Genomic DNA, 25,229 nt, shown 5'->3' with positions numbered 1-25,229 from the left:
GATGCGGGCACGCGGGCCCGCCTGGCTCCAAGGATGGAGGCTACTGCGGGGTAACGCCGCCGGGGTGCGAGGGGCGGGTGAGGCACGTCACGCCCGTGGGATCGGTGGGGCCGCCCACTCCCCCGTCGCGGCGAACCGCTCGAGCGTCGCCGCGTACGGCGCGAGGTCCAGGCCCTGGGCCGCCACCCAGTCGTCCGAGTAGTACGTCCGGGCGTACCGCTCCCCGCCGTCGCACAGCAGGGTGACGACGCTCCCGCGGCGCCCCGCGGCGACCATCTCGGCGACCAGCCCGAACGCGCCCCACAGGTTGGTCCCGGTGGACCCCCCGGCCCGGCGCCCGGTGACCCGCTCCAGGTGCCGCATCGCGGCCAGGGACGCCGCGTCGGGCACGGCGACCATCCGGTCGACGATGGTGGGCACGAACGAGGGCTCCACCCGCGGCCGCCCGATGCCCTCGATGCGCGACGGGGTGCCGGTCGTCCAGCCGGCATCGAGCGCGGCGTAGCCGGGGAAGAAGGCGGAGTTCTCCGGGTCGACGACGGCCAGCCGCGTCGGGTGCCGCCGGTAGCGGAGGTAGCGGCCGATGGTGGCGCTGGTGCCGCCGGTGCCCGCCCCGACCACGACCCACTCGGGCACCGGGTGCGGCTCGGCGGAGAGCTGCTCGAAGATCGACTCGGCGATGTTGTTGTTGCCGCGCCAGTCGGTGGCCCGCTCCGCGTAGGTGAACTGGTCGAGGTAGTGGCCCCCGCACTCGGCGGCCAGCCGGCGGGCCTCCCCGTAGATGTCGGGCGCCCGGTCGACGAAGTGGCAGCGACCGCCGTGGAACTCGATGAGCGCGACCTTCTCGGGGCTGGTCGAGCGCGGCACCACCGCGACGAACGGCAGGCCGAGCATCCGGGCGAAGTAGGCCTCGCTCACCGCCGTCGACCCGCTGGAGGCCTCGACGACCGTGCTGCCCTCGGTGATCTGCCCTGAGCAGAGCCCGTAGAGGAACAGCGACCGCGCCAGCCGGTGCTTGAGGCTGCCCGTGGGGTGGGTCGACTCGTCCTTGAGGTAGAGGTCGACGCCCCACTCGGGCGGCAGCGGGTAGACCAGCAGGTGGGTGTCCGCGCTGCGCCGGGCGTCGGCCTCGACGACGGCGACCGCCCGGTCGACCCACTCCCGCCCGCCCGGGTCGGACCGGTCGACGACGTCGTCCACCGGGGTCAGCGGCCGGAGAACTCGGCCTGGCCCGGACCGCTGTCCAGGAACGAGCGCATGCCGGCCTTCTGGTCCTCGGTGTCGAACAGCTCGGCGAACAGCCGGCTCTCCAGGTCCAGCCCCTCGTCGAGCGACAGGTCGAGCCCCTCGTCGATGGCGCGCTTGGCGGCGGCCAGGGCCAGCGGCGGGCCGGCGGCGAGCTTGCGCGCCATGGCCAGCGCGGTGTCGTAGACCTCCGCGTCGGGGACGACGGCGTCGGCCAGCCCCATCTCCAGGGCCTCCTCCGCACCGACGTGGCGGCCGGTGAAGACCAGGTCCTTGGCCCGGGCCGGGCCGACCAGCCGGGCCAGCCGCTGCGTGCCGCCCGCACCCGGGATGACGCCGAGCAGGATCTCGGGCTGGCCGACCTTCGCGCCCGCGCCGAGCACCCGGAAGTCCGCGCACAGCGCGAGCTCGTAGCCACCACCGAGGGCGTAGCCGGTGACCGCGGCGATGACCGGCTTCGGGATGCGCGCCACCGCGCGGAAGGAGTCCTGCAGCTCGCGGCCCCAGGCGACCATCGACCGGCCGTCCAGCTGCGACATCGCCTTGATGTCGGCGCCCGCGGCGAAGACCCGCTCGCCGCCGTAGAGGACGACGGCGCGCACGTCGGCCCGCTCGCCGGCCTCGAGCGCCGCCGCCCGGACCTCCAGGTGCAGCTGCTCGTCGATGGCGTTCATCTTCGGCCGGTCGAGGCGGATCGTGCCCACCCCGTCGGCCACCTGCAGGGTCACGAACTCGGGCGTCGATGCCATGGAGCGCACCTTAGCGAGCCCGCCGTGCGGTGAACCGCCCGTCGGTGCGGGTCAGCTCGAGGGGGAGCCCGAACGTGTCCGACAGGTGCCCGGCGGTGAGGACGTCGTCGGCCGCGCCGGAGGCGACGACCTCGCCCTCCCGCAGGAGCAGGGCGTGGGTGTAGCCCGGCGGGATCTCCTCGACGTGGTGGGTGACCAGCACCTGCGCGGGCGCGTAGTGGTAGCGGGCCAGGTCCGACAGGCGGGAGACGAGGTCCTCGCGCCCCCCGAGGTCCAGCCCGGCGCCGGGCTCGTCGAGCAGCAGCAGCTCCGGGTCGGGCATCAGCGCGCGGGCGATCTGGGTGCGCTTGCGCTCGCCCTCGCTCAGGGTGCCGAACGGCCGGTGCGCGTACTGGGCGACGCCCCACTGCGCCATGAGCATCCCGGCCCGGGTCAGGTCGTGGACGTCGTAGCGCTCCCGCCAGCGGCCGACCACCGCGTAGCCGGCCGAGACGACGACGTCACCGGTCTTCTCCGCCGGCCCGATGCGCTGGGCGAGCGACGCGCTGGTCAGCCCGATGCGCGGCCGCAGCTCGAAGACGTCGACGGCGCCGAGCGTCTCGCCCAGCAGCCGCACCTCGCCCTGCGTCGGGTGCAGCTGCGCGGCGGCGAGCTGCAGCAGCGTGGTCTTCCCCGCCCCGTTGGGGCCGAGCACCACCCAGCGGTGGTCCCCCTCCACCGCCCAGTCCACGCCGCGGAGCAGGTGGTTCCCGCCCCGCACGACGTCGACGCCGGTCATCCGTACGACCGCCCCCGCGAGGGCGTCAGCATTCGGCACGCCCCCATCCAACCAACCCCCGCGCCGGTCGGTGCGCCCGCTCCGGGCCAGGACCAGGCACGATCGCCCGGTGACCGAACACGCAGCGGCCGGACACCTGGTCCCCGACGTGCTGCCCGGCGCGCCCGCCCCCCTCGGCGCGGTGTGGGACGGCCGCGGGACGAACTTCGCGCTGTGGTCGGCCGGCGCCTCCGCCGTCGACCTGTGCCTGTTCGACCCCGACGGGACCGAGCACCGGCACCGCCTGGAGGAGACGACCCACCAGGTGTGGCACGGCCGGCTGCCGGGCGTCGGCCCGGGGCAGCGCTACGGCTACCGCGTGCACGGCGGCTACGACCCGGCCTCCGGCCACCGGTACAACCCCGCGAAGCTGCTGCTCGACCCCTACGCGCGGGCCGTCGACGGTGAGCTGCGGCTGCACCCCGCGCTGTTCGGGCACCCGTTCGACCACCCCGACTCCGCCGTAGCCGACGACCAGGACTCCGCGCCCCACGTGCCCCGCGGCGTCGTCGTCCACGACCCGTTCCCCTGGGACGGCGACCGCCCGCTCCGGCGCTCCTGGTCGGACACCGTCGTCTACGAGGTGCACGTCAAGGGCGCCACCGCCCGGCACCCCGGCGTGCCGCCGCACCTGCGCGGCACCTACGCCGGCCTCGCGCACCCGGCGTTCGTCGAGCACCTGCTGGCGCTGGGGGTGACGGCGGTGGAGCTGCTGCCGGTGCACCACTTCGTCAGCGAGCCGCACCTGCTGCGCCGCGGGCTGACCAACTACTGGGGCTACAACACGCTCGGCTACTTCGCGCCGCACGCGGCCTACAGCGCCTCGGGCAGCGGCGGCCAGCAGGTCACCGAGTTCAAGACGATGGTGAAGGAGCTGCACGCCGCGGGGATCGAGGTGGTCCTCGACGTCGTCTACAACCACACGGCCGAGGGCGACCACACCGGCCCGACGCTGTCGTTCAAGGGCATCGACAACCCCGGCTACTACCGGCTCGACGGCGGCAACCCCGCCCGCTACACCGACTACACCGGCTGCGGGAACACCCTCGACGTGCGCCGGCCGGCCGTGCTGGGCCTGCTCATGGACTCGCTGCGCTACTGGGTCACCGAGATGCACGTCGACGGCTTCCGCTTCGACCTCGCCTCCGCGCTGGCCCGCTCCATGCACGACGTCGACCGGCTGTCGGCCTTCTTCGACGTCGTGCACCAGGACCCGGTGGTCAGCCAGGTGAAGCTGATCGCCGAGCCGTGGGACGTCGGCCCCGGTGGCTACCAGGTGGGCAACTTCCCGCCGCCGTGGACGGAGTGGAACGGCAAGTACCGCGACACCGTCCGCGACGTCTGGTCGGGAGCACACGTCGGCGTCCGTGACCTCGCCTACCGGCTGACCGGCTCCTCGGACCTGTACCGCTCCGACGGCCGGCGGCCGTTCGCCTCGATCAACTTCGTGACGGCGCACGACGGCTTCCCCATGGCCGACCTCGTCACCTACGAGCACAAGCGCAACGAGGCCAACGGCGAGGAGAACCGGGACGGCGAGAGCCACAACCGGAACTGGAACTGCGGCGTCGAGGGCCCCACCGACGACCCCGAGGTGGTCGCGCTGCGGGCCCGTCAGGTGCGCAACATGCTGGCCACGCTGCTGCTGTCCACCGGGGTGCCGATGCTCACCGCCGGCGACGAGCTGGGCCGGACGCAGGGCGGCAACAACAACGCCTACTGCCAGGACAACGAGATCTCGTGGCTGGACTGGGCGGCCACCGACGAGGACCTGCTGGCCTTCGTCACCCGGCTGGTCCGGCTGCGCCGCGGGGCGCCCGTGCTGCGGCAGGAAGCGTTCTTCGAGGGGCACGAGCTGGCGGGCACCGGCGGCACGCGGGACCTGGCGTGGTTCGCCCCCGGCGGCGGCCAGCTGACCACCGGGGACTGGTTCGACACCGGGCTGCAGACGATCGGCATGTACCTCGACGGCCGCGGCATCCGGCACCGCGACGAGCACGGCCACCCGGTGGTCGACGACTCCTACCTGGTGGAGCTGCACGCCGGGCCCGACCCGGTGACCGTCGAGCTGCCCGGCCCGCCGTGGGCCGACGGCTACGAGCTGGTGGTCGCCACGGAGTACGCCCGTGGCACCCCGCCGGCGCTCACCTTCCTGCCCCCGGGGCCGGTGGAGCTGCCCGGCCGGTGCGTCTGGCTGCTGCGGGTCGAGCGCCGTCCCTGATCAGCGCGGGCCCAGGCGAACGGGGTGGTCCAGGCCCGGGCCGAAGTCCCAGGGGTACAGGTCCTCGTCTGACTCCTCCACGACCTCGACGACGTCGGTGAGGGCGTTGATCCCGATGCCGCTGCCGGCGGCGTCCGCGACCAGGGACAGCGGACCGGACCCGTCCGGGGAGTCGTCCAGGTAGTGGATCAGCCGTGCGTCCTCGACCTCCCCGCCGTCGCCGGCGAGCCGCACGGACGACCCCGGTCGCGGCGATCCGGGCGGCACCGGCCCGGTCGGTGCGGCGAACAGCCAGTGCACCGTGGCACCGTGGGCGCCGTACTCCAGCGTCTCGCCGGGGTACCAGACCACCCACGTCGGTCCCGTGATGTCGCGGCGTCGCCCCCTGGTGTCCCGCACCCACATCCGCCCCGACAGCAGCACCAGCAGGACCGTCTGCGAGAGCCGGCGGGCGGTTGCCGGGAGCCGGGTGGGCGAGCTGAGCGCGAGCTCGTGGGCGGAGTCCAGGTGCACGCCGTGATTGTCCGGCACCGTTGAACGCCGGAGGCCCGGAACCTGGTCGGTTCCGGGCCTCCGGCGTGCAACGCTCCGCGTCAGTCCTGGGGCTGCTCGAAGGTGATGACGGTCCAGCCGAGGAGGAGACGGTCGCCGTCGGAGAGCGGGTGGGCCACCCCCGGCTCGAGCTGGGTCCACTCGGTGGCCTCCGGGCCGGCGACGTGGGTGCCGTTGAGCGAGCCCAGGTCCACCAGCGACACCTCGCGGCCGTTGCGGGTGAGCGCCGCGTGGGCCGACGAGAGGACGTTCTGGGTGTCCGCGATCGGCACCGCGCGGGCCGAGCCGCTGGAGACCATCTCGTGGTTGTCGGGACGCCGGCCGAGCACCAGGTCCTCGTCGATGGTGACGACCATGCCGTCGTCGAAGCGCAGGATCGGCGCCGCCTCGTTCGCCTCGGGCCGCCAGAAGGCGGTCTGCTCGCCCGAGTCGGGGCGGGCCGCGGAGGAGCCCCGGCCGGCGCCGAAGCCGGAGTCCGTGCTCGCCGAGAACGACTGCGCCGGGGCCGGGGCCGCCGTCGCAGCAGCGGCGGCGGGCGCCGCGCCGGCCAGGTGCAGCGTGGCACCACCGCCGGGCACGGTGCCCTCGACCAGGTCGAAGCTCACGCCCGGCGGGGTGCGCGGCGCGGACTGGCCGGGCCCCACGTACAGCGACTGCCCCAGCGAGAAGCCGGTGGCGAGGGTGCCCCCCTCGATCGACGAGCCGGAGACCGGGACGCCGTCGACGGCCGGCTGGCCCTTGCCCGCCCACAGCGCGACGCCGGTGCCGGAGTCGGAGGTGAGGACGAGGGCGAACGAGGCGCCGCCGGAGGCCAGGGAGCTCACCTCACCGGCCACGGCGGCCAGCACCCGGTCGGCCCCGGGGCCCGACACACCCAGGCAGGCGTGCAGGGCCGACACGAGGGCGGGCGAGCCGGGAGCGTCGACCCACAGCAGGCCGCCGCCACGGCGAGCGACGACGGCATCTCCGGGGAGGACTTCACAGCGGTCGGGCATGGCGTCCAGCCTAGTGATGCCCGAGCGTTCTGGCTGGCCGCGGGCCACCGCCACGCCGGGGCGCGACGACGTCACACGAGGTCACTGTGACCGGCGTGGCCCGAGTGCCCGCTGGTTCCCCCTCAGGCGGTGCTGACCACGCCGAGCTCCGCCGGGTCGGCCAGGTGCTCGGAGTGCGGGAGCACCCGCACCGTGTAGCCGAAGGCACCCGTCCGCTCCAGCGGCAGCGTGGCGGTGAACCAGTGCCGCGAACCGTCGGTGTGCTCGTGGCTCATGGGCACCGTGGTCACCTCGTGCAGCCCGTCGGCGTCGTCGACCCGGCCGTAGGCGGCCTGCACCTCGACGTCGTCGGGCTGCAGCCCGGGCAGCTCCACCTCCGCGCGCAGCGCCAGCGTCGAGCCGATCTCCGGGGTGTCGCCGGCGCCGGTGGCCTCCACGTGCGCGACCCGGACGTCGTGCCAGTGGGCCAGCAGGTGCGCCCGCCATGAGGCCTCGGTGCGCGCCGGCGCGTACCCCTCCGCGGCCATCGCCCGGGCCGAGCCCGCGGCCGGCACGTACAGGTCGCGGACGTAGTCGCGCACCATGCGGGTGGCCAGCACCCGGGGGCCGGTCTCCCGCAGCGTGTGCCGCACCATCTCGACCCACCGCCCCGGGATGCCGTCGTGGTCGGTCCCGTAGAACCGCGGCAGCACCTGGGTCTCGAGCAGGTCGTAGATCGCCCGGGCCTCGACCTCGTCGCGGCGGTCGGGGTCGGCGACGCCGTCGGCGGTCGGGATCGCCCAGCCGTTCTGGCCGTCGAACCACTCGTCCCACCACCCGTCGCGGATGGAGAGGTTCAGCCCCCCGTTGAGCGCCGCCTTCATACCCGAGGTGCCGCAGGCCTCCAGCGGGCGCAGCGGGTTGTTCAGCCAGACGTCGCAGCCCCAGTAGAGGTAGCGGGCCATGCCGATGTCGTAGCCGGGCAGGAAGGCGATGCGGTGCCGGATCTCCGGGTCGTCGGCGAACGTGACCATCTGCTGGATCAGCTTCTTGCCGCCGTCGTCGGCCGGGTGGCTCTTGCCGGCGATGACCAGCTGGACCGGCCGCTCGGGGTCCAGCAGCAGCGCCTTGAGCCGCGCGGGGTCGCGCAGCATCAGGGTGAGCCGCTTGTAGGAGGGCACCCGCCGGGCGAAGCCGATGGTGAGCACGTCGGGGTCGAAGACGTGGTCGGTCCAGCCGACCTCGGCCTCGGTGGCCCCGCGCGAGAGCGCGGTCTCCCGGACGCGGCGGCGCACCTCCTCGACCAGGCGGGCGCGCAGCATCCTGCGGGTGCCCCACAGCTCCGCGGCCGGGATGCGGTCGACCCCGTCGAAGTGCACCTCGCCGTCCACCTCCACCGGGTCGCCCTGGCTGGAGGTCTGCGTGCCCATCTCGACCAGCTCGCGCGCGGTCCAGGTGGGGGCGTGCACCCCGTTGGTGATCGAGCCGATCGGCACGTCGCCCTCGTCGAACCCGGGCCACAGGTCCTTGAACATGCCGCGGCTGACGTGCCCGTGCAGCTGGCTGACGCCGTTGGCCCGCTGGCCCAGGCGCAGCCCCATGTGCGCCATGTTGAACTTCGCCGGGTCGTCCTCGGCGCCCAGCGGCAGCAGCTGGTCCATCGGGACGCCGAACCCGGCGAAGTAGCGCTCGATCAGCGCCTTGGGGAACCGGTCGATGCCCGCCGGCACCGGGGTGTGCGTGGTGAAGACGGTGCCCGCGCGGACGGCCTGGAGCGCCTCGCCGAAGCCCAGGCCGTGCGCCTCGCTGAGCTCGCGGATGCGCTCGACCCCCTGGAAGCCGGCGTGGCCCTCGTTGGCGTGGAAGACCTCCGGCTGCGGCGTGCCGGTCAGCGAGCAGTGGGCGCGCACCGCCCGCACCCCGCCGATGCCCAGCAGCATCTCCTGGCGGAGGCGGTGGTCCTCGTCGCCGCCGTAGAGCCGGTCGGTGACGAGCCGCTCGGCCGGCGCGTTCTCCTCGATGTCGCTGTCGAGCAGGAGCAGGGACACCCGCCCCACCTGCGCCCGCCAGACGTGCGCGTGCAGCGTGCGCCCCTCGGGCAGCGGCACGGTGATGACCACGGCCGAGCCGTCGGCCTGGCGCACCAGCTTGATCGGCAGGCCGTGCGGGTCCAGCGACGGGTAGTGCTCGAGCTGCCAGCCGTCGGCGGACAGCCCCTGGCTGAAGTAGCCGGCCCGGTAGAGCAGGCCCACACCGATCAGCGGGACCCCCAGGTCCGAGGCGGCCTTGAGGTGGTCACCGGCGAGGATCCCGAGCCCGCCGGAGTACTGCGGCAGGACCTCGGTGATGCCGAACTCGGCGGAGAAGTAGGCGATGCTCCGCGGCGCCTCGTCGCCCAGCGACTGGTACCAGCGGGGCGTGGAGAGGTACTCCTGCAGGTCGTCGACGGCGTCGGTGAGCCGGCGGACGAAGCGCCGGTCCTTGGCCAGGGTGGCCAGCCGCTCGGCCGAGACCTCGCCGAGCGCCTTGACCGGGTCGCCGCCGCAGCGGCGCCACAGGTCGGGGTCCAGCGCCTCGAACAGGTCGCGGGACTCCGCGTGCCAGGACCAGCGGAGGTTCGACACCAGCTGGGACAGCGGGAGGAGCGGCTCCGGCAGAGCCGCGCGGACGGTGAACCGGCGGAGTGCTCGCACCGGGCGAGCCTAACCAGTCCCGGGCCCACCGGCAGGTGCGTCGCGCACGGCCGCGCGGGCCCACCCCCCAGCCCGGACGGGTGAGCCGCGGGGGCCGGATCGGCCGCCGAGATGCTGGTGAGGCGGCAGCTCAGTAGCGTGGTCGGCGATGACTGGCCGCGCTGATCTCCGCCTCGGCATCACCGATGTCGCCCCCGTCGTGTCCTGCGGGTCCTTCTCCGCCCGCGCCGTGATCGGTGAGCACGTGCCGATCACGGCCACCGTCTTCCGCGAGGGCCACGACGCCGTCGCGGCCAACGTCGTCTGGACGCCGCCGGGCGGCGACGAGGCGACCGGGCCCTTCCTCCGCATGGCGAAGCTGCCGCCGGAGCCCGACCGGTGGCTGACCACCGTCGTGCCCGACCGCGAGGGTCTGTGGACCTTCCGCATCGAGGCGTGGAGCGACCCGCTGGCCACCTGGCGGCACCACGTCGAGGTGAAGGTCGAAGCCGGGCAGGGCCCCGACGAGCTGGCCAACGACCTCGAGGAGGGCGCCCGGCTGCTCGACCGGGTGGCCGCCGAGGCCGAGGAGGACTGGCGCGGCCGCGTCGAGGCCGCCGCCGCCGCTCTGCGGGACACCTCGCAGGAGCTCACCGTCCGGATCGCCCCGGCGCTCGCCGCCGGCCTGCAGCGCTACCTGCACGAGCACCCGGTGCGCGAGCTGGTCACCCGCTCGCAGCCCTACGAGGTCTGGGTGGACCGCAAGGAGGCGCTGTTCGGCTCCTGGTACGAGTTCTTCCCGCGGTCGGAGGGCCCGGTGGTGGCCGGGAGGCCGACCCACGGCACCTTCACCACGGCCGCCGACCGGCTGCCCGCCGTCGCCGGCATGGGTTTCGACGTCGTCTACCTGCCGCCGATCCACCCGATCGGCACGGTCAACCGCAAGGGCCCGAACTCCAGCCAGTTCCCCGGCGGCAACCCGCACGAGGTCGGCCCGGACGACGTCGGCTCGCCGTGGGCGATCGGCAGCGCCGAGGGCGGGCACGACGCCGTCCACCCGCAGCTCGGGACGATGGACGACTTCCGGGCCTTCGTCGCCCGCACCCGCGAGCTGGGCATGGAGGTGGCGCTGGACTTCGCGCTGCAGGCCGCCCCGGACCACCCGTGGGTGGCCGAGCACCCCGAGTGGTTCACCACCAAGCCCGACGGCACGATCGCCTACGCGGAGAACCCGCCGAAGAAGTACCAGGACATCTACCCGGTCAACTTCGACAACGACCCCGAGGGCATCTACGCCGAGTGCCGCCGGGTGGTCCAGGTGTGGATCGACGCCGGGGTGAAGATCTTCCGCGTCGACAACCCGCACACCAAGCCGTTGAACTTCTGGCACTGGCTGATCTGGGACGTCAAGCAGAGCCACCCCGACGTGCTCTTCCTCGCCGAGGCCTTCACCCGGCCGGCGATGATGCACCAGCTCGCCCGGCTCGGCTTCACGCAGTCCTACACCTACTTCACCTGGCGCACGGGCCGCGAGGAGCTGGAGGAGTACGGCCGGGAGCTGGCGTCCAACAGCCACTACATGCGGCCGAACTTCTTCGTGAACACCCCGGACATCCTCCACGAGTCGCTGCAGTTCGGTGGCCCGCCGATGTTCAAGATCCGAGCCGTCCTTGCGTCGATGATGAGCCCCACCTGGGGCGTCTACTCCGGGTTCGAGCTCTTCGAGCACGTGGCCGTGAAGCCCGGCAGCGAGGAGTACTACGAGAGCGAGAAGTACTCGTTGCGCCCCCGCGACTGGGCCGGCGCCGAGGCGTCGGGCCGCAGCCTGGCCCCGTACCTGCGGCGGCTCAACGAGGTGCGGCGGGCCCACCCGGCGCTGCAGCAGCTGCGCACGCTGCGGTTCCACCAGGTCGACAACCCCAACCTGCTCTGCTTCTCCAAGACCGACCCGGCGTCCGACGACGCCGTCCTGGTCGTCGTGAACCTGTCGAGCAGGGACACGCAGATCGGGACGACGTCGCTGGACCTCCCGTCGCTCGGCCTGGACTGGCACGAGCGCTTCGGGGTCACCGACGAGCTGACCGGCGCCCGGTACGACTGGGGCCAGTTCAACTACGTGGAGCTCGACCCCTACCGGGAGCCGGCGCACGTGTTCGCGCTGAGCTTCCCGCGCTCCGTCCAGTTCCCCCCGCCCGTCGCCTAGCGAGATCGATCTCCGGCCCCGTCCCGGGTCCCACCCCGAGCCTCCGAGGGGTGGGACGACGGGGTCCTCCCACCGAGAGGGGAACCCGCTCCCGATGTCCGTTCCCGTCCCCGACGCACCCGCGAGCCGCTCCGCCCTGCCCCCGCCGGGCACCGACCCCGAGTGGTACAAGCGCGCCGTCTTCTACGAGGTGCTCGTCCGCGGCTTCGCCGACAGCAACGCCGACGGCGTCGGCGACCTCCGCGGCATGCGCGACAAGCTCGACTACCTGCAGTGGCTCGGCGTCGACTGCCTCTGGCTGCCGCCGTTCTTCGCCTCCCCGCTGCGCGACGGCGGCTACGACGTCAGCGACTACACCGCGGTGCTGCCCGAGTTCGGCACCATCGAGGACTTCAAGGAGTTCCTCGACGAGGCCCACGCCCGCGGCATGCGCGTGATCATCGACTTCGTCATGAACCACACCTCGGACCAGCACCCCTGGTTCCAGGCCAGCCGCAGCGACCCCGACGGCCCCTACGGCGACTTCTACGTGTGGGCCGACGACGACAGCGGTTACGCCGACGCGCGGATCATCTTCGTCGACACCGAGAGCTCGAACTGGACCTTCGACCCGGTGCGCAAGCAGTACTTCTGGCACCGGTTCTTCTCCCACCAGCCCGACCTCAACTTCGAGAACCCGAAGGTGCGGGAGGCGATCGTCGACGCCCTGCGCTTCTGGCTCGACCTCGGCATCGACGGCTTCCGGTTGGACGCCGTGCCCTACCTCTTCGAGGAGGAGGGCACCAACTGCGAGAACCTGCCGCGCACCCACGAGTTCCTCAAGGAGGTGCGCAAGGTCGTCGACGCGGACTACCCCGACCGCGTGCTGCTCTGCGAGGCCAACCAGTGGCCCGCCGACGTCGTCGAGTACTTCGGCGAGAACGGCGACGAGTGCCAGATGGCCTTCCACTTCCCGGTGATGCCGCGCCTGTTCATGGCCGTGCGGCGGGAGCAGCGGTTCCCGATCTCGGAGATCATGGCGCAGACGCCGGACATCCCCGACAACTGCCAGTGGGGTGTCTTCCTCCGCAACCACGACGAGCTGACCCTCGAGATGGTCACCGACGAGGAACGCGACTACATGTGGGCCGAGTACGCCAAGGACCCCCGCATGAAGGCCAACATCGGCATCCGCCGCCGGCTGGCCCCCCTGCTGGACAACGACGTCAACACCCTCGAGCTGTTCAACGCGCTGCTGCTGTCGCTGCCCGGGTCGCCGGTCCTGTACTACGGCGACGAGATCGGCATGGGCGACAACATCTGGCTCGGTGACCGCGACGGCGTCCGGACGCCGATGCAGTGGACCCCGGACCGCAACGGCGGCTTCTCCACCGCCGACCCGCAGCGCATGTACCTGCCGCTGAACCAGGACCCGGTGTACGGCTACCAGGTCACCAACGTGGAGTCGCAGCTCCGGAACACCAACTCGCTGCTGCAGTGGGTGCGGCGGATGATCCAGGTCCGCGGCCAGCACCCCACCTTCGGCCTGGGCACCTTCGAGGAGGTCGGCTCCCGCAACCCGACGGTGCTGTCCTTCGTCCGCAGGTTCGGCGACGACATCGTGCTGTGCGTCAACAACCTGTCGCGCTTCCCGCAGCCGGTGGAGCTGGACCTGCGCGAGTTCGAGGGCTACACGCCGGTCGAGCTGACCGGGCGGGTGGAGTTCCCGCAGATCGGCGTCCTGCCGTACATGCTCACCCTCGCCGGGCACGGCTTCTACTGGTTCGAGCTCTCCAAGCCGACCGAACCGGCTCCCGACGAGCACGAGGACTGGGCCAGCGCGACGTCCAGCGCGGTGGCCGACACCCTGCTGGCCGCGGGCGTGGTCAGCGCCGCCGACGAGCCGTCCGACGAGTCCGGAGCGCCCCGATGAGCGCCGATTCCCGCACCGCGCTGACCGACCTGTTCCGCGACTGGATCCCGCACCAGCGGTGGTTCGGCGGGAAGGGCCGCGAGTGGGCCGAGGTCACCGAGGACGGCTTCTTCCTCGACCGCGGCAACCCGGTCCTCTCGGTGCACCGGGTGCGCATCCGGTACACCGACGACGTCGTCGAGACCTACCTGGTGCCGCTGTCCTGGCGCGACCACCCGGCCGAGGACCTGGAGACCGCGCTGGTCGGGGCGGTCTCCAACGAGGGCACCGAGACCTACGCCTACGACGCCATGCGCGACCGGGAGTCCACCGCACCGTGGCTGATCCACCTCGCGCAGGGCTCGGCCATCGGGCCGATGCGGTTCACGCCGGCCGGTGAGGGCGACATCCCCGAGGGCCTCCCGGGCGACATCGTCTCCACCGAGCAGAGCAACACCTCGCTGGTCTACGGCCAGGAGGCGATCATGAAGCTCTTCCGCCGGCTGGAGCCGGGGCTCAACCCCGACGTCGAGATCCACGACGCGCTGCGCCAGGCGGACAACCCGCACATCGCCGCGCTGCTGGGCCACATCGAGATCGACGACCCGCAGGGCGGCGCCCCCGCCACGGTCGCGATGCTGCAGACCTTCGTCCCCAACGCCAGCGACGGCTGGCGGCTGGCCACCGCCAGCGTCCGCGACCTCTACGCCGAGGGCGACCTGCACGCCGACGAGGTCGGCGGCGACTTCGCGGCCGACAGCGAGCGGCTGGGCGCCGCGACGGCCTCGGTGCACGCCGACCTGGCGCGGGTCCTGCCCACCGAGCAGGCCGAGCCGGGCTGGCTCGGCGCCACCGCCCAGCAGATGTCGGACCGGCTCGACGCCGCGGTGGAGATCGTGCCGCAGCTGCGGGAGCACGCCGACGCGCTGCGGCAGGTGTACGCCGCCGTCGCCGGCAGCGAGGAGCCGGTGGTGCGCCAGCGCGTGCACGGCGACCTCCACCTCGGGCAGGTGCTGCGCACCGCCACCGGCTGGATCATCCTCGACTTCGAAGGCGAGCCGGCCCGCCCGCTGGCCGCCCGTCGCGAGCTCGACAGCCCGCTGCGCGACGTCGCGGGCATGCTCCGCAGCTTCGACTACGCCGCCCGCCACCTGCTCGTCGAGCTGCCGGAGGACTCCCAGCGCGAGTACCGGGCCCAGGAGTGGGCGGCCCGCAACCGGGCGGCGTTCTGCGCGGGCTACTCGGAGGCGAGCGGGATGGACCCGTGCGGTGACTCACCACTCCTTCGGGCGTTCGAGGCCGACAAGGCGGTTTACGAATGCGTCTACGAGGCGAGGAACCGTCCGCACTGGCTGATGATCCCGCTCCAGTCGATCGCCCGGCTCGCCGGCCACGACTGAGCCCCCGAACCGACGGACCAGAGCACCGAGAAGCGACGAGGACGGCGAGACGATGACGACCGACGACCGAGGCGACAGCCCCGTGGCCGGCAAGGACGATCTGCAGCGCGCCGTGGAGGAGAAGGTGGCGCAGGCGGAGGCGGCCGCGGGCAGCGAACCGCCGGTGAACGCCGAGCCGGCCAAGAAGACGACGAAGCGCGCCGCGGCCAAGAAGGCAGCGCCCGCGAAGAAGACCGCGGCCGCCAAGAAGGCTGCCCCGGCGAAGAAGGCGGCTCCGGCGAAGGCCGCGGCCGACAGCAAGCCCGCCGCTGCGAAGCGGGCGACGGCCAAGAAGGTCGCCGCCGTGCCCACCGCCACCGAGGCCACCCCCGAGCAGGGCGGCGAGGACACGCCGGTCACCGCCAACCCGGTGGTCGCGCCCGCGCCGATCGCGGAGCCCGGCTCCCCCTCCGGCGCGCCGGCCGGTCAGCCCGAGGCGCCCGACCCCGACCCCGCGACGCCGCCCACGCCGCAGGCGCCGGACGAGGACCGGGCCGGCTCGGACGGCTCCGCGGAGCCCGCAGCGCCGGTCGCCCCCGCGGCTCCGGTCGCCCCCGTCGGCGTAGCCGCGCCCACCGGTGACGCCGCGCCCGCCGGCGGGACCACCGCCGGTGCGGCCGGGGACAGCGGCGTCGAGGAGTTCGACGAGGAGGACCTGCGGGCGATCGTCGAGGGCTGGTCGCGCGACCCGCACCGCATCCTCGGCGCCCACCGCACCGCCGACGGCTGGGCGGTGCGCACGCTGCGCCCGGACGCGGTCAGCGTCGCCGTCCTGGACGAGGACGGCAGCCGCCACGAGGCCGAGCAGGTCCACGGCGGCGGCATCTACGAGGCCGCCCTCCTCCGCCAGCCCGGGGACTACCGGATCGAGGTCGTCTACGGCGACGGCCAGGGCGGGACGACGACGCACACGGTCGACGACCCCTTCCGCTGGATGCCCACCCTGGGGCCGGTCGACGAGCACCTGATCCGGGAGGGGCGCCACGAGCGGCTGTGGGAGGTGCTCGGCGCGCACGTGCGGCGCTACGAGACCCCGCGCGGCACCGTCGAGGGCGTCTCCTTCGCCGTCTGGGCGCCCGGCGCGCAGGGCGTCAAGGTCACCGGCGACTTCGACTACTGGGAGGCCCGCGCCTACCCGATGCGGATGCTCGGCTCCTCCGGCGTCTGGGAGATCTTCGTCCCGGGCGTGCAGGTGGGCACCCGGTACCGCTACCACGTCCTGGGCGCCGACGGCACGTGGCGGGAGAAGTCCGACCCGCTCGCCTTCGCCACCGAGGTCCCCCCGCTGAACGCCTCCGTCGTCACCGAGTCCAGCTACGAGTGGGCCGACGACGCCTGGCTCGAGCAGCGCGCCGAGGCCGGGTGGCACCAGCGGCCGATGAGCGTCTACGAGGTGCACGCCGGCTCCTGGCGCCAGGGCCTCAGCTACCGCGAGATGGCCGACCAGCTCGTCGACTACGTCCGCGACGCCGGCTTCACCCACATCGAGTTCATGCCGCTCGCCGAGCACCCCTTCGGCGGCTCCTGGGGCTACCAGGTCACCTCGTACTACGCGCCGACGTCCCGCTACGGCAGCCCGGACGACCTGCGCTACCTGATCGACCGGGCGCACCAGGCCGGCATCGGCGTCATCGTCGACTGGGTGCCCGCCCACTTCCCCAAGGACGAGTGGGCGCTGGCCCGCTTCGACGGCACGTCGCTCTACGAGCACGGCGACCCGCGCCGGGGCGAGCAGCTGGACTGGGGCACCTACGTCTTCGACTTCGGCCGGTCCGAGGTCCGCAACTTCCTCGTCGCCAACGCGCTGTACTGGTGCAAGGAATTCCACGTCGACGGCATCCGCGTGGACGCGGTGGCCTCGATGCTCTACCTGGACTACTCGCGCAGCGAGTGGGTGCCCAACAAGTACGGCGGGCGGGAGAACCTGGAGGCGGTCGCCTTCCTGCAGGAGTTCAACGCCACCGTCTACCGCGAGGTCCCCGGCGTCATGACGATCGCCGAGGAGTCCACCGCGTGGCCGGGCGTCACCCGGCCCACCCACCTGGGCGGCCTGGGCTTCGGCTTCAAGTGGAACATGGGCTGGATGCACGACTCGCTCTCCTACGTGGAGCGCGAGCCGATCTACCGCAGCTACCACCACGGCCAGCTCACGTTCTCGATGCACTACGCGTACAGCGAGAACTACGTCCTGCCGATCAGCCACGACGAGGTCGTGTACGGCAAGGGCTCGATGCTCCGGAAGATGCCCGGGGACCGGTGGCAGCAGCTGGCCAACCTGCGCGCCTACCTGGCCTACATGTGGGCCCACCCCGGCAAGCAGCTGCTGTTCATGGGCTCGGAGTTCGCCCAGGACTCGGAGTGGGCGGAGAGCCGGTCGCTGGACTGGTGGCATCTCGACGACCCCGCGCACCGCGGCATGCTGCAGCTGGTCACCGACCTCAACGGCCGGTACAAGGCGTGCGACGCGCTCTGGTCGCAGGACGTCGACCCGGCCGGGTTCCAGTGGATCGACGCCAACGACGCATCGGGCAACGTGCTCTCGTTCCTGCGCTACGGCGCCGCTCCGCAGGCCGCCGGCACCGCCGAGGCCACCGAGGCCACGCAGGACGCCGGAGCCGCGGAGGGCTCGGTGCTGGCCTGCGTCGTCAACTTCTCCGGCTCCCCGCACCACGAGTACCGGATCGGGCTGCCCCGCCCCGGCCACTGGCGAGAGGTGCTCAACACCGACGCCGAGGGGTACGGCGGCTCCGGCGTCGGCAACTACGGCGGCGTCGAGGCCGAGCCCGAGCCGTGGCACGGCCAGCCGTACTCGGCGACGATCTCCGCCCCGCCGCTGGGCACCGTCTGGTTCCTGCACGAAGGCTGATCCCACGCCGACCCACCCGGCCCGCGCCGCTCCGGTGCGGCCGGGGTGGTGGCCGGTCCGCGGGCGCACCGGGCATGCTGTGCGGCGCACGCCCGCCCGCCCGTGGAGGAACCACCCGATGAGACGCCTGCTGCACCGGGTGGCCCCCGCGGTCGTCGCGGGGCTCGTGCTCACCGGCTGCGCCACCGCCACCGTGCGCGGGCAGGCGACCCCGCCGGACGGCGGGCCGGTCGACGTCGCGGAGGACGGGTTCGCCGTCACCGGGGCCGGGGACGAGCCGATCGACCAGTTCGCCCGCAACGCCCTGGCCGACCTCGTCGACTTCTGGACCGACGCCTACCCGGAGCACTTCGGCGAGGAGTTCACGCCGCTGCGGGGCGGCTACTTCTCGGTCGACTCCGAGGGCCTCGACGAGAGCGCCTACCCGGAGACCGGGATCGGCTGCGAGGACTCCTACACCGCGCCGGAGGAGGTCGCCGGCAACGCGTTCTACGACCCCGCCTGCGACGTGATCGCCTACGACCGCGCCCTGCTCCAGGAGCTCTCCGACGACTACGGCCGCTTCCTGGTGCCCGTGGTCATGGCGCACGAGTTCGGGCACGCCATGCAGGGCCGCTTCGGGTTCGCCGAGTCCGGGCGCAGCATCCAGGACGAGACCCAGGCCGACTGCCTGGCCGGCGCGTGGACGCGCTGGGTCGCCGACGGGCAGGCCACCCACCTCTCGCTGCGCGAGCCCGAACTCGACGACGTCGTGCGCGGGTTCCTCCTGCTCCGCGACGACGTGGGCAGCGATCCCGACGACGTCGAGGCGCACGGCTCCTACTTCGACCGGGTCTCGGCGTTCTACGACGGCTTCGAGCGCGGCCTGGACACCTGCCGCGACGCCTTCGGCGAGGACCGGCTGTTCACCGCCGCGGAGTTCACCCCCTACGACCTGGACCAGGGCAACGCCGCGTTCGACGACATCGTCGACTGGGTCGGCGCCACGCTGCCGGCCTTCTGGGGCGAGGTCTACCCGGTCGCGTTCGGCGGGGAGTTCGACGAGCCCGGGATCGCCGGCTTCGACGGCTCCGCGCCGGGCTGTGCCGGGTTCGACGGCCGGGACCTCGGCTACTGCGCCGAGGACCGCACCGTCTACATCGACGAGACCGACCTGGCGGTGCCCGCCTACGACGAGATCGGCGACTTCGCGCTCGCCACGGCCGTGGCCCTGCCGTACGCGCTGGCGGTGCGCGACCAGGCCGGCCTCTCGGTGGAGGACGGCGAGGCGATCCGCTCGGCGGTCTGCCTCACCGGCTGGTACCAGGCCCAGTGGTACAACGCCGAGTTCACCGACGTCGTCGGGGCCGAGATCAGCCCCGGCGACCTCGACGAGGCCGTCCAGTTCCTGCTGCGGTACGGCGTCGAGGACGACGTCTTCCCCGGCACCGACGCCTCGGGCTTCGAGCTGGTCGGCGCCTTCCGCAACGGGTTCCTGGACGGCGGGGTGGCCTGCGGGATCGGCGGCTGACCCCGCCGCCTAGAAGAGCGCGGCGGTGAGCTGGCGGCGGGCGGTCGCCACGCGGGGGTCGGCGTCACCGACGACCGCGAAGAGCTCCACGAGGTGCTTGCGGGCCGCGTCCCGGTCCTCTCCCCCCGTGCGGCGGACCACGTCCAGCAGCCGGTCGAACGCCCCCTCGATGTCGCCGGTGCCGAGGAGGAAGTCGGCCGCCCGCGTCTGCGCGGCGACGTCGTCGGGCGCGGCGTCCGCGGCGGCCAGCGCATCGGGGCCGGCTTCCTCGGCCCGCCGGAACAGCTGCACCTGGCGCAGCGCGATGCCGGCGTCGGGGTGGTCGGGCTCCTCGGCGAGGATCGCCTGGTACGCGGCCTCCGCGGCGGCCAGGTCACCGCGCTCCAGCGCGGCCTCGGCGGCGTCGAGGCGAGGGTCCTCCACCTCGGCCTGCGGCTCCGCGCCGGGGACGGCCCCGCCGGTGGTGGCCTGGACCAGCTCGGTGACGAACTGCCGCGCCTGCTCCTCGGGGATCGCCCCGGTGAACTCCGCGACCAGCTGCCCCTGCCACACCGCCTTGACGGCGGGGATGCCCTGGACGCGCAGCCCCTGCGCGAGCGCCGGGTTCGCCTCGACGTCGACCTTCGCCAGCACCCACGAGCCGCCACCCTCGACGGCCAGCCGCTCCAGCACCGGGGAGAGCTGCTTGCACGGCCCGCACCACTCGGCCCACAGGTCGAGCACGACCGGCACCTGGAACGACCGGTCCAGCACCTCGGCCTGGAAGGTCGCCTCGGTGACGTCGACGACCGCACCACCGGGGGCACCGGCCGGCGCGGTGGCGCTCGGCGGCGGGGCGGCCTGGGCGCGCGCGGCGGCCTCCGAGCGCGCCTTGACGGCGGCGAGGTCGACGGCGCCGGCCATGGCGGCGGCCATCTGCGCCTGCTGGGCCTGCGCGCGCGGGTCGGGACGTCCGGGGCGGGTGGGCTGCATGACCTCGATCATCCCACCGCAGGTCCGGGTGCGTCCGGGGCGGGGCTCAGCGCTCCACCCGGCCCCCTCAGAAGCGGGCGGGCTCGGTGTAGCCGCCCCACTCCGTGCGGAGGGCGTCGCAGATCTCGCCGAGGGAGGCCTCGGCGCGCACGGCGTCGAGCATCGCCGGCACCATGTTCGCGTCGGTCCGCGAGACCTCCACCATGCGCGCGACCGCGGCACGGGCGGCGTCGTCGTCCCGCTGCTGCCGGCGGCCGGCCAGCTCGGCCTTCTGCTCGACCTCCACCTCGTGGCTCACCCGGAGGATGTCGAGCTTGTCGTGGGCGTCCACCGAGCCGACCAGCGTGTTCACGCCGACGACCTTCTTGTCGCCCTTCTCCAGGGCCCGCTGGTAGACGAACGCGGCCTCGGCGATCTCCCCGGTGAACCAGCCGTCCTCGATCCCGCGCAGGATGCCGCTGGTCATCGTCCCGTCGGTGCCCATGTCCTTGATGCGGGCGAAGATCTCCTCCGCCTGGCGCTCCAGCTCGTCGGTGAGCGCCTCGACGTACCAGGAGCCGCCGAGGGGGTCGGCGACGTTCATGACGCCGGTCTCCTCGGCGATGACCTGCTGGGTGCGCAGCGCGATCTGGGCGGCCTTGGCGCTGGGCAGCGCCAGCACCTCGTCGAGGGCGTTGGTGTGCAGCGACTGGGTGCCACCGAGGACCGCGGCGAGCGCCTCCACCGCCGTCCGGGTGATGTTGTTGTCCGGCTGCTGGGCGGTGAGGCTGACCCCGGCGGTCTGGGTGTGGAACCGCAGCTGCTGCGCCTTCTCCGTCGTCGCCCCGTAGACATCGCGCAGCCAGCGGGCCCAGATGCGGCGGGCGGCGCGGAACTTGGCGATCTCCTCGAAGAAGTCGATGTGCGCGTCGAAGAAGAACGACAGCCCGGGGGCGAACTGCTCGACGTCCAGGCCGCGGGAGAGCCCGAGCTCCACGTAGGCGAAGCCGTCGGCCAGCGTGTAGGCGAGCTCCTGCGCGGCCGTCGAGCCGGCCTCGCGGATGTGGTAACCGGAGACGCTGATCGGCTTGTACGCCGGGATGTTCTCGGCGCAGTACTCCATGAGGTCGCCGATGAGGCGCAGGTGCGGCTCCGGGGGGAAGAGCCACTCCTTCTGCGCGATGTACTCCTTGAAGATGTCGGTCTGCAGCGTGCCGTTGAGCCGGCCGATGTCGGCGCCCTGGCGCTCGGCGGCGACCAGGTACATGCAGAACACCGGGACGGCGGGGCCGCTGATGGTCATCGACGTCGTGGTGGCCCCGAGGTCGATGCCGTCGAAGAGCACGTCCATGTCGACGGCGGTGTCCACGGCCACGCCGCAGTGCCCGACCTCGCCGAGGCTGCGCGGGTCGTCGGAGTCGCGCCCCATGAGCGTGGGCATGTCGAAGGCCACGCTGAGCCCGCCGCCGCCCTCGGCCAGGATCATCTTGTAGCGCTCGTTGGTCTGCCGGGCGTTGCCGAAGCCGGCGAACTGGCGGATCGTCCAGGCCCGGCCGCGGTAGCCGGTGGCGTGCAGGCCCCGGGTGAACGGGAACTCGCCCGGGTAGCCGATCCGCTCGAAGCCCTCGACGGCGCTCTCGACGGCCGGGCCGTACACCGGGTCGACCTCCACCCCGGAGAGCGTGGTGAAGTCCGCGTCGCGGACCCGGCCCGCGGCCAGCGCCGCGTCGTACCGCTGCTGCCACCGCTGACGGGCGTCGTCGCTCATGCCGAGATGCTAGGACGTCCAACTATCATGTGTCGAGCGTCACGGGACGTCGTCGGCCACGTCCCCGGCCCCCAGCCGGACACGGCGCAGCGTCGTGAACAGGAGTTCCTGCTCGTCCACCGCGAGGTCCGCCAGCCCGAAGTCGAGCACGGTCAGCGCCCGGGTCCCCTCCTCCACCACGGCGCGCCCCCGGTCGGTGATCGCGGCGAGGACACCGCGCCCGTCGGCCGGGTTCGGGCGGCGGTCGACGTACCCGGCGGCGGCCAGCCGGTCGATGGCGTTGGTGATGCTGGTCGGGTGCACCATCAGCCGGCTGCCGATGACCTTCAGGGGCAGCTCGCCCGACCGGCTGAAGGTGAGCAGCACCAGCACCTCGTAGCGGGCGAAGGTCAGCTCCAGCGGGCGCAGCACCTCGTCGAAGCGGGCCAGCAGGATCTGCTGCACGCGGAACACCGACGTCGCCGCCCGCATCGCCGACGACGGGCCGAAGTGCTTCTCCCACTTCTCCCCGGCGCGCTCGATCGGGTCGAACGGCAGCCCCAGCGGTCGGACCATGCGCGGCACGGTACCGGGGCGGTGCCCCGCCGATCCGGCCCCTGGCCGGTCCGCCGCGCCGCCGGCACGCGCACGGACGTCGGTATCCGGCCCGCAGAACGACGGCCGTGCGCACGCGGGCGTCGCCGGGCGGAGCAGGCCTGTGGACGACGTCCGCGCGCCGGCGCCCACCCGCGGCACAGTGCCCCGGTGACCCGCACCCCTGCCCGCCCACCGGCCCTCCGCGGCACGATGTTCCGCGGCTCCGAGCAGGTCCGCGCCGGCGTCCTGACTCCTGCCCAGCTGCGCAGCTCGGCGTGGCAGCGGCTGTTCCCGGACGTGTACGCCTGCGCTTCGCTGCCGATCACCCACCACCGCCGCGCGCGGGCGGTGGCCCGGCTGCTGCTCCCCGGCGCGGTGCTCAGCGGGCGCAGCGCCGCCGTCCTCTGGGGAGCCGACGCGGCGGCGAGGGACGACCCGGTCGAGTGCACGCTGGCTCCGGACCGGCGCTGCGGCGCCGTCCGCGGCGTCCTGGTCAGCCGCCGCCACCTGCCCGACGACGCCGTCGTCCAGCGGCACGGCGTCCTCGTCACGACTCCCCTGCGGACGGCGCTGGACCTGGCCCGCACCGAACCGGCGGACGAGGCGGTGGTCCGCGTCGACCAGTTCCTGCAGACCGGGCTGGTCACCCTGGCCGAGCTCCGCGCTGCGGCCGCAGGCGCGACCGGTCCCGGGTGCCGCCTGGTCCGCCGGGCGGTCGACCGCGCCGACGGGCTCGCGCAGTCCCCCCAGGAGACGCGCCTGCGCCTGCTGCTGCAGCGCACGGCCTTCCTGCAGGGTCCCACGGCGAGCCTGCGAGTGGTGGGGGGCAGCGAGGTCCTTCCGTTCGGGTGGCCCGCGCAGAGGGTCCCCCTCGAGTACGACGGCGTGTGGCACGGCGAGGCCCAGCAGGTGGGCAAGGACCGACGACGGCTGAACCGGCTGACCGCGGCCGGATGGACGGTCGTCTTCGTGACGGCGGCGGATCTGCGAGACCCGGCTGCGCTCGTCGGCCGCATCTGGGCCGCGCTGCGGACACAGCGATACGTCTGACCGCGGTTCTGCGGGCGCGATAACCGCGTACATCCGCATGCTCAGCGGAGCGGCGGGCTCAGCAGAGCGGCGGGCTCAGCAGAGCGGCGGGCTCAGCAGAGCGGCGGGCTCAGCGGAGCGGCGGGCGCAGCGGCGGGACGTGCCGCACCCCGAACACCTCGCGCAGGGCGACGCGCGCGGCCTGGTCACCGCAGGCGCCGTGCACGGCGGGGCCGGGCGGGGTCGCCGACGAGGCCAGGTACACCCCCGGGACCGGCGTCTTGTAGGTGTTCCAGCGCGGGACCGGCCGAGCCAGCATCTGCCGGAGGGTGGTCTGCCCGTTGGAGATGTCGCCGCCCAGGTAGGTCGGGTTCCACTGCTCCATCTGGACGGCGTTCTTGGTGTGGCGGTCGACGACGGTGTCGCGGAACCCGGGTGCGAACCGCTCGATCTGCCGCTCGATCGCGTCGGTCATGTCGACGTCGGAGCCGTGCGGGACGTGCACGTAGGCCCAGAAGACGTGCCCACCGTCCGGTGCGCGGCTGGGGTCGGGCACCGTCGGCTGCACGGCCAGCACGTAGGGCCGGTCGGTGACCCGCCCCTCGTTGGGTGCCCGCTCCCCCTCGATCGTCTCGGCCAGGGTGCCGGCGACGTGGACGGTCCCGGCGCGGCGGGTGTCGGCGTTCGCCCACGGCACCGGCTCCGAGAGGATCCAGTCGATCTTGAAGACGCCGGCGCCGTGCCGGTAGCGCCGCACCCAGCGGCGGTAGCCCTCGTGCACCCGGTCGCCGGCCATCGCCACGAACGCGTCGGGCGTGGTGTCGAGCAGGACGGCGGGCACGCCCTCGAACTCGCGCAGGTCGGTGACCAGGTGCCCGGTGACGACCTCGCCGCCCTGCTCCTCGAGGGCACCGACCATCGCGTCGGCGAGCTTCTGCGACCCGCCCTCGACCAGCGGCCACCCGACGTGGTGGGACAGCATCGCGAGCAGCATGCCCAGCGCCGAGGTCAGCGGGCGGCGCAGGTCGAGCATCCCGTGGGCCGCGGCACCGCCCAGCAGCGCCCGCGCCTCGTCGGTGTCGAAGTACCGGTGCGCCAGCCAGCGGACGTCGGGCAGGCCGGTGAGCCCGAACCGGGCGATCTGCAGGGGGCTGCGCGTGGGCAGGCTGCGCAGCCGGCTGGTGAGGAAGAAGTCGACGATGTCGCCGCCGCGCTCGACCAGCGGCTCGAACAACCGGCGGTAGGCGTCGGCGTCCGCGCCGAGCCCGGCCGCGGTCCGCTCGAGGGAGCGGTGCGAGACCGCCGCCCGGCCGCCGTCCAGCGGGTGCGCGAAGCTGACGTCCGGGTGGACGAGGCGCACCCCGCGAGCCTGCAGGTCGAACTCGCGGAAGAACGGGGCCGCGGCGGCCAGCGGCTGCACCGTCGAGCAGACGTCGTGGTGGAACCCCGGGCGGATCAGCTCCTCGGTGCGCATCCCGCCACCGGGCCGCCCGGCCGCCTCGACCACCTGCACCCGCAGGCCCGCGGCGGTCAGGCGCAGCGCGGCGGCCAGCCCGTTGGGCCCGGCCCCGACGACGACGGCGTCCGGCGTGCCGTTCACTGCCGCAGTCCGTTCACCCGTCCCATCCTGGCCGGTGGGCGCCCGACCTGCTCGGTCAGCGGCTAGATGTAGCGACCAGGGACGTTGTTGACAGTCGGCGTGGTGGCTTGATCACGGCGGAGACCTCCGGCAGGAGTGGCGGTGCTTGACGTCGCCGTTCCCAACC

Annotated in this window: 17 protein-coding genes; 7 read left to right on the top strand and 10 right to left on the bottom strand. The window is 73.5% G+C overall.

Annotation, left to right across the window (positions count from 1 at the left end; all coding sequences use genetic code 11):
* Window positions 1-87: 87 nt before the first annotated feature.
* The 3 genes from E9529_RS06300 to E9529_RS06290 are packed head-to-tail and all read right to left on the bottom strand — an operon-like array spanning window position 88 to window position 2,811.
* Window positions 88-1,200 carry a PLP-dependent cysteine synthase family protein gene (locus E9529_RS06300; protein ID WP_236830273.1) on the bottom strand — a complete coding sequence of 371 codons (1,113 nt, stop codon included), beginning with the start codon at window positions 1,198-1,200 and terminating at the stop codon, window positions 88-90.
* 5 nt (window positions 1,201-1,205) lie between these two features.
* A complete protein-coding gene (locus E9529_RS06295) occupies window positions 1,206-1,994 on the bottom strand; it encodes an enoyl-CoA hydratase/isomerase family protein (protein ID WP_236830272.1) in 789 nt (262 codons plus the stop codon).
* Window positions 1,995-2,004: 10 nt separating this feature from the next.
* Window positions 2,005-2,811, bottom strand: a complete 807-nt coding sequence (locus E9529_RS06290) for an ABC transporter ATP-binding protein (protein ID WP_236830271.1) — start codon at window positions 2,809-2,811, stop codon at window positions 2,005-2,007.
* Window positions 2,812-2,881: 70 nt separating this feature from the next.
* Between E9529_RS06290 and glgX the strand changes: the two genes are divergently transcribed.
* A complete protein-coding gene (gene glgX, locus E9529_RS06285) occupies window positions 2,882-5,032 on the top strand; it encodes a glycogen debranching protein GlgX (RefSeq protein ID WP_236830270.1) in 2,151 nt (716 codons plus the stop codon).
* On the opposite strand, the gene E9529_RS06280 is transcribed toward glgX, so the two are convergent.
* The 3 genes from E9529_RS06280 to glgP all read right to left on the bottom strand — a co-directional run bounded on the left by E9529_RS06280 (window position 5,033) and on the right by glgP (window position 9,251).
* Window positions 5,033-5,545 carry a hypothetical protein gene (locus tag E9529_RS06280; RefSeq protein WP_236830269.1) on the bottom strand — a complete coding sequence of 171 codons (513 nt, stop codon included), beginning with the start codon at window positions 5,543-5,545 and terminating at the stop codon, window positions 5,033-5,035.
* An 80-nt stretch (window positions 5,546-5,625) separates the two neighbouring features.
* Window positions 5,626-6,579, bottom strand: coding sequence for an FHA domain-containing protein (locus E9529_RS06275; RefSeq protein WP_236830268.1), 954 nt, complete (start codon window positions 6,577-6,579; stop codon window positions 5,626-5,628).
* 122 nt (window positions 6,580-6,701) lie between these two features.
* Window positions 6,702-9,251: an alpha-glucan family phosphorylase gene (gene glgP, locus E9529_RS06270; protein WP_236830267.1), complete on the bottom strand. Its 2,550-nt coding sequence runs from the start codon at window positions 9,249-9,251 to the stop codon at window positions 6,702-6,704.
* A gap of 148 nt (window positions 9,252-9,399) precedes the next feature.
* Between glgP and E9529_RS06265 the strand changes: the two genes are divergently transcribed.
* The 5 genes from E9529_RS06265 to E9529_RS06245 all read left to right on the top strand — a co-directional run bounded on the left by E9529_RS06265 (window position 9,400) and on the right by E9529_RS06245 (window position 19,139).
* On the top strand, window positions 9,400-11,433 hold the full coding sequence (locus E9529_RS06265) for an alpha-1,4-glucan--maltose-1-phosphate maltosyltransferase (RefSeq protein ID WP_236830266.1): 2,034 nt from the start codon (window positions 9,400-9,402) through the stop codon (window positions 11,431-11,433).
* Between the two features lie 94 nt (window positions 11,434-11,527).
* The gene (gene treS, locus E9529_RS06260) at window positions 11,528-13,345 is read left to right on the top strand and encodes a maltose alpha-D-glucosyltransferase (protein WP_236830265.1); all 1,818 of its coding nucleotides are present in this window, start codon (window positions 11,528-11,530) and stop codon (window positions 13,343-13,345) included.
* A complete protein-coding gene (locus E9529_RS06255; protein ID WP_236830264.1) occupies window positions 13,342-14,724 on the top strand; it encodes a hypothetical protein in 1,383 nt (460 codons plus the stop codon). The genes treS and E9529_RS06255 overlap by 4 nt, the downstream gene beginning before the upstream one ends.
* Window positions 14,725-14,776: 52 nt before the next feature.
* Complete coding sequence (gene glgB / locus E9529_RS06250) at window positions 14,777-17,629, top strand: 1,4-alpha-glucan branching protein GlgB (protein WP_236830263.1); 2,853 nt, start codon at window positions 14,777-14,779, stop codon at window positions 17,627-17,629.
* 118 nt (window positions 17,630-17,747) lie between these two features.
* Window positions 17,748-19,139, top strand: a complete 1,392-nt coding sequence (locus E9529_RS06245) for a hypothetical protein (protein ID WP_236830262.1) — start codon at window positions 17,748-17,750, stop codon at window positions 19,137-19,139.
* Between the two features lie 9 nt (window positions 19,140-19,148).
* Here E9529_RS06245 and E9529_RS06240 read toward each other — a convergent pair whose 3' ends face one another.
* The 3 genes from E9529_RS06240 to E9529_RS06230 form a co-directional block, all read right to left on the bottom strand.
* Complete coding sequence (locus E9529_RS06240) at window positions 19,149-20,111, bottom strand: tetratricopeptide repeat protein (protein WP_236830261.1); 963 nt, start codon at window positions 20,109-20,111, stop codon at window positions 19,149-19,151.
* Between the two features lie 67 nt (window positions 20,112-20,178).
* A complete protein-coding gene (locus E9529_RS06235) occupies window positions 20,179-21,858 on the bottom strand; it encodes a methylmalonyl-CoA mutase (protein ID WP_236830260.1) in 1,680 nt (559 codons plus the stop codon).
* Window positions 21,859-21,897: 39 nt separating this feature from the next.
* Complete coding sequence (locus E9529_RS06230) at window positions 21,898-22,413, bottom strand: MarR family winged helix-turn-helix transcriptional regulator (protein WP_236830259.1); 516 nt, start codon at window positions 22,411-22,413, stop codon at window positions 21,898-21,900.
* A 189-nt stretch (window positions 22,414-22,602) separates the two neighbouring features.
* Between E9529_RS06230 and E9529_RS06225 the strand changes: the two genes are divergently transcribed.
* The gene (locus E9529_RS06225; RefSeq protein WP_236830258.1) at window positions 22,603-23,484 is read left to right on the top strand and encodes a hypothetical protein; all 882 of its coding nucleotides are present in this window, start codon (window positions 22,603-22,605) and stop codon (window positions 23,482-23,484) included.
* 109 nt (window positions 23,485-23,593) lie between these two features.
* Here the strand turns inward: E9529_RS06225 and E9529_RS06220 are convergent, their stop codons facing one another.
* A complete protein-coding gene (locus E9529_RS06220) occupies window positions 23,594-25,063 on the bottom strand; it encodes an NAD(P)/FAD-dependent oxidoreductase (RefSeq protein ID WP_236830257.1) in 1,470 nt (489 codons plus the stop codon).
* Window positions 25,064-25,229: the final 166 nt, after the last annotated feature.

Source organism: Blastococcus sp. KM273128, assembly GCF_021698975.1.
Lineage (GTDB): Bacteria > Actinomycetota > Actinomycetes > Mycobacteriales > Geodermatophilaceae > Blastococcus.
The sequence above is the reverse complement of the archived record's forward strand: the minus strand, read 5'-3'. Positions and strand labels throughout refer to the sequence as shown.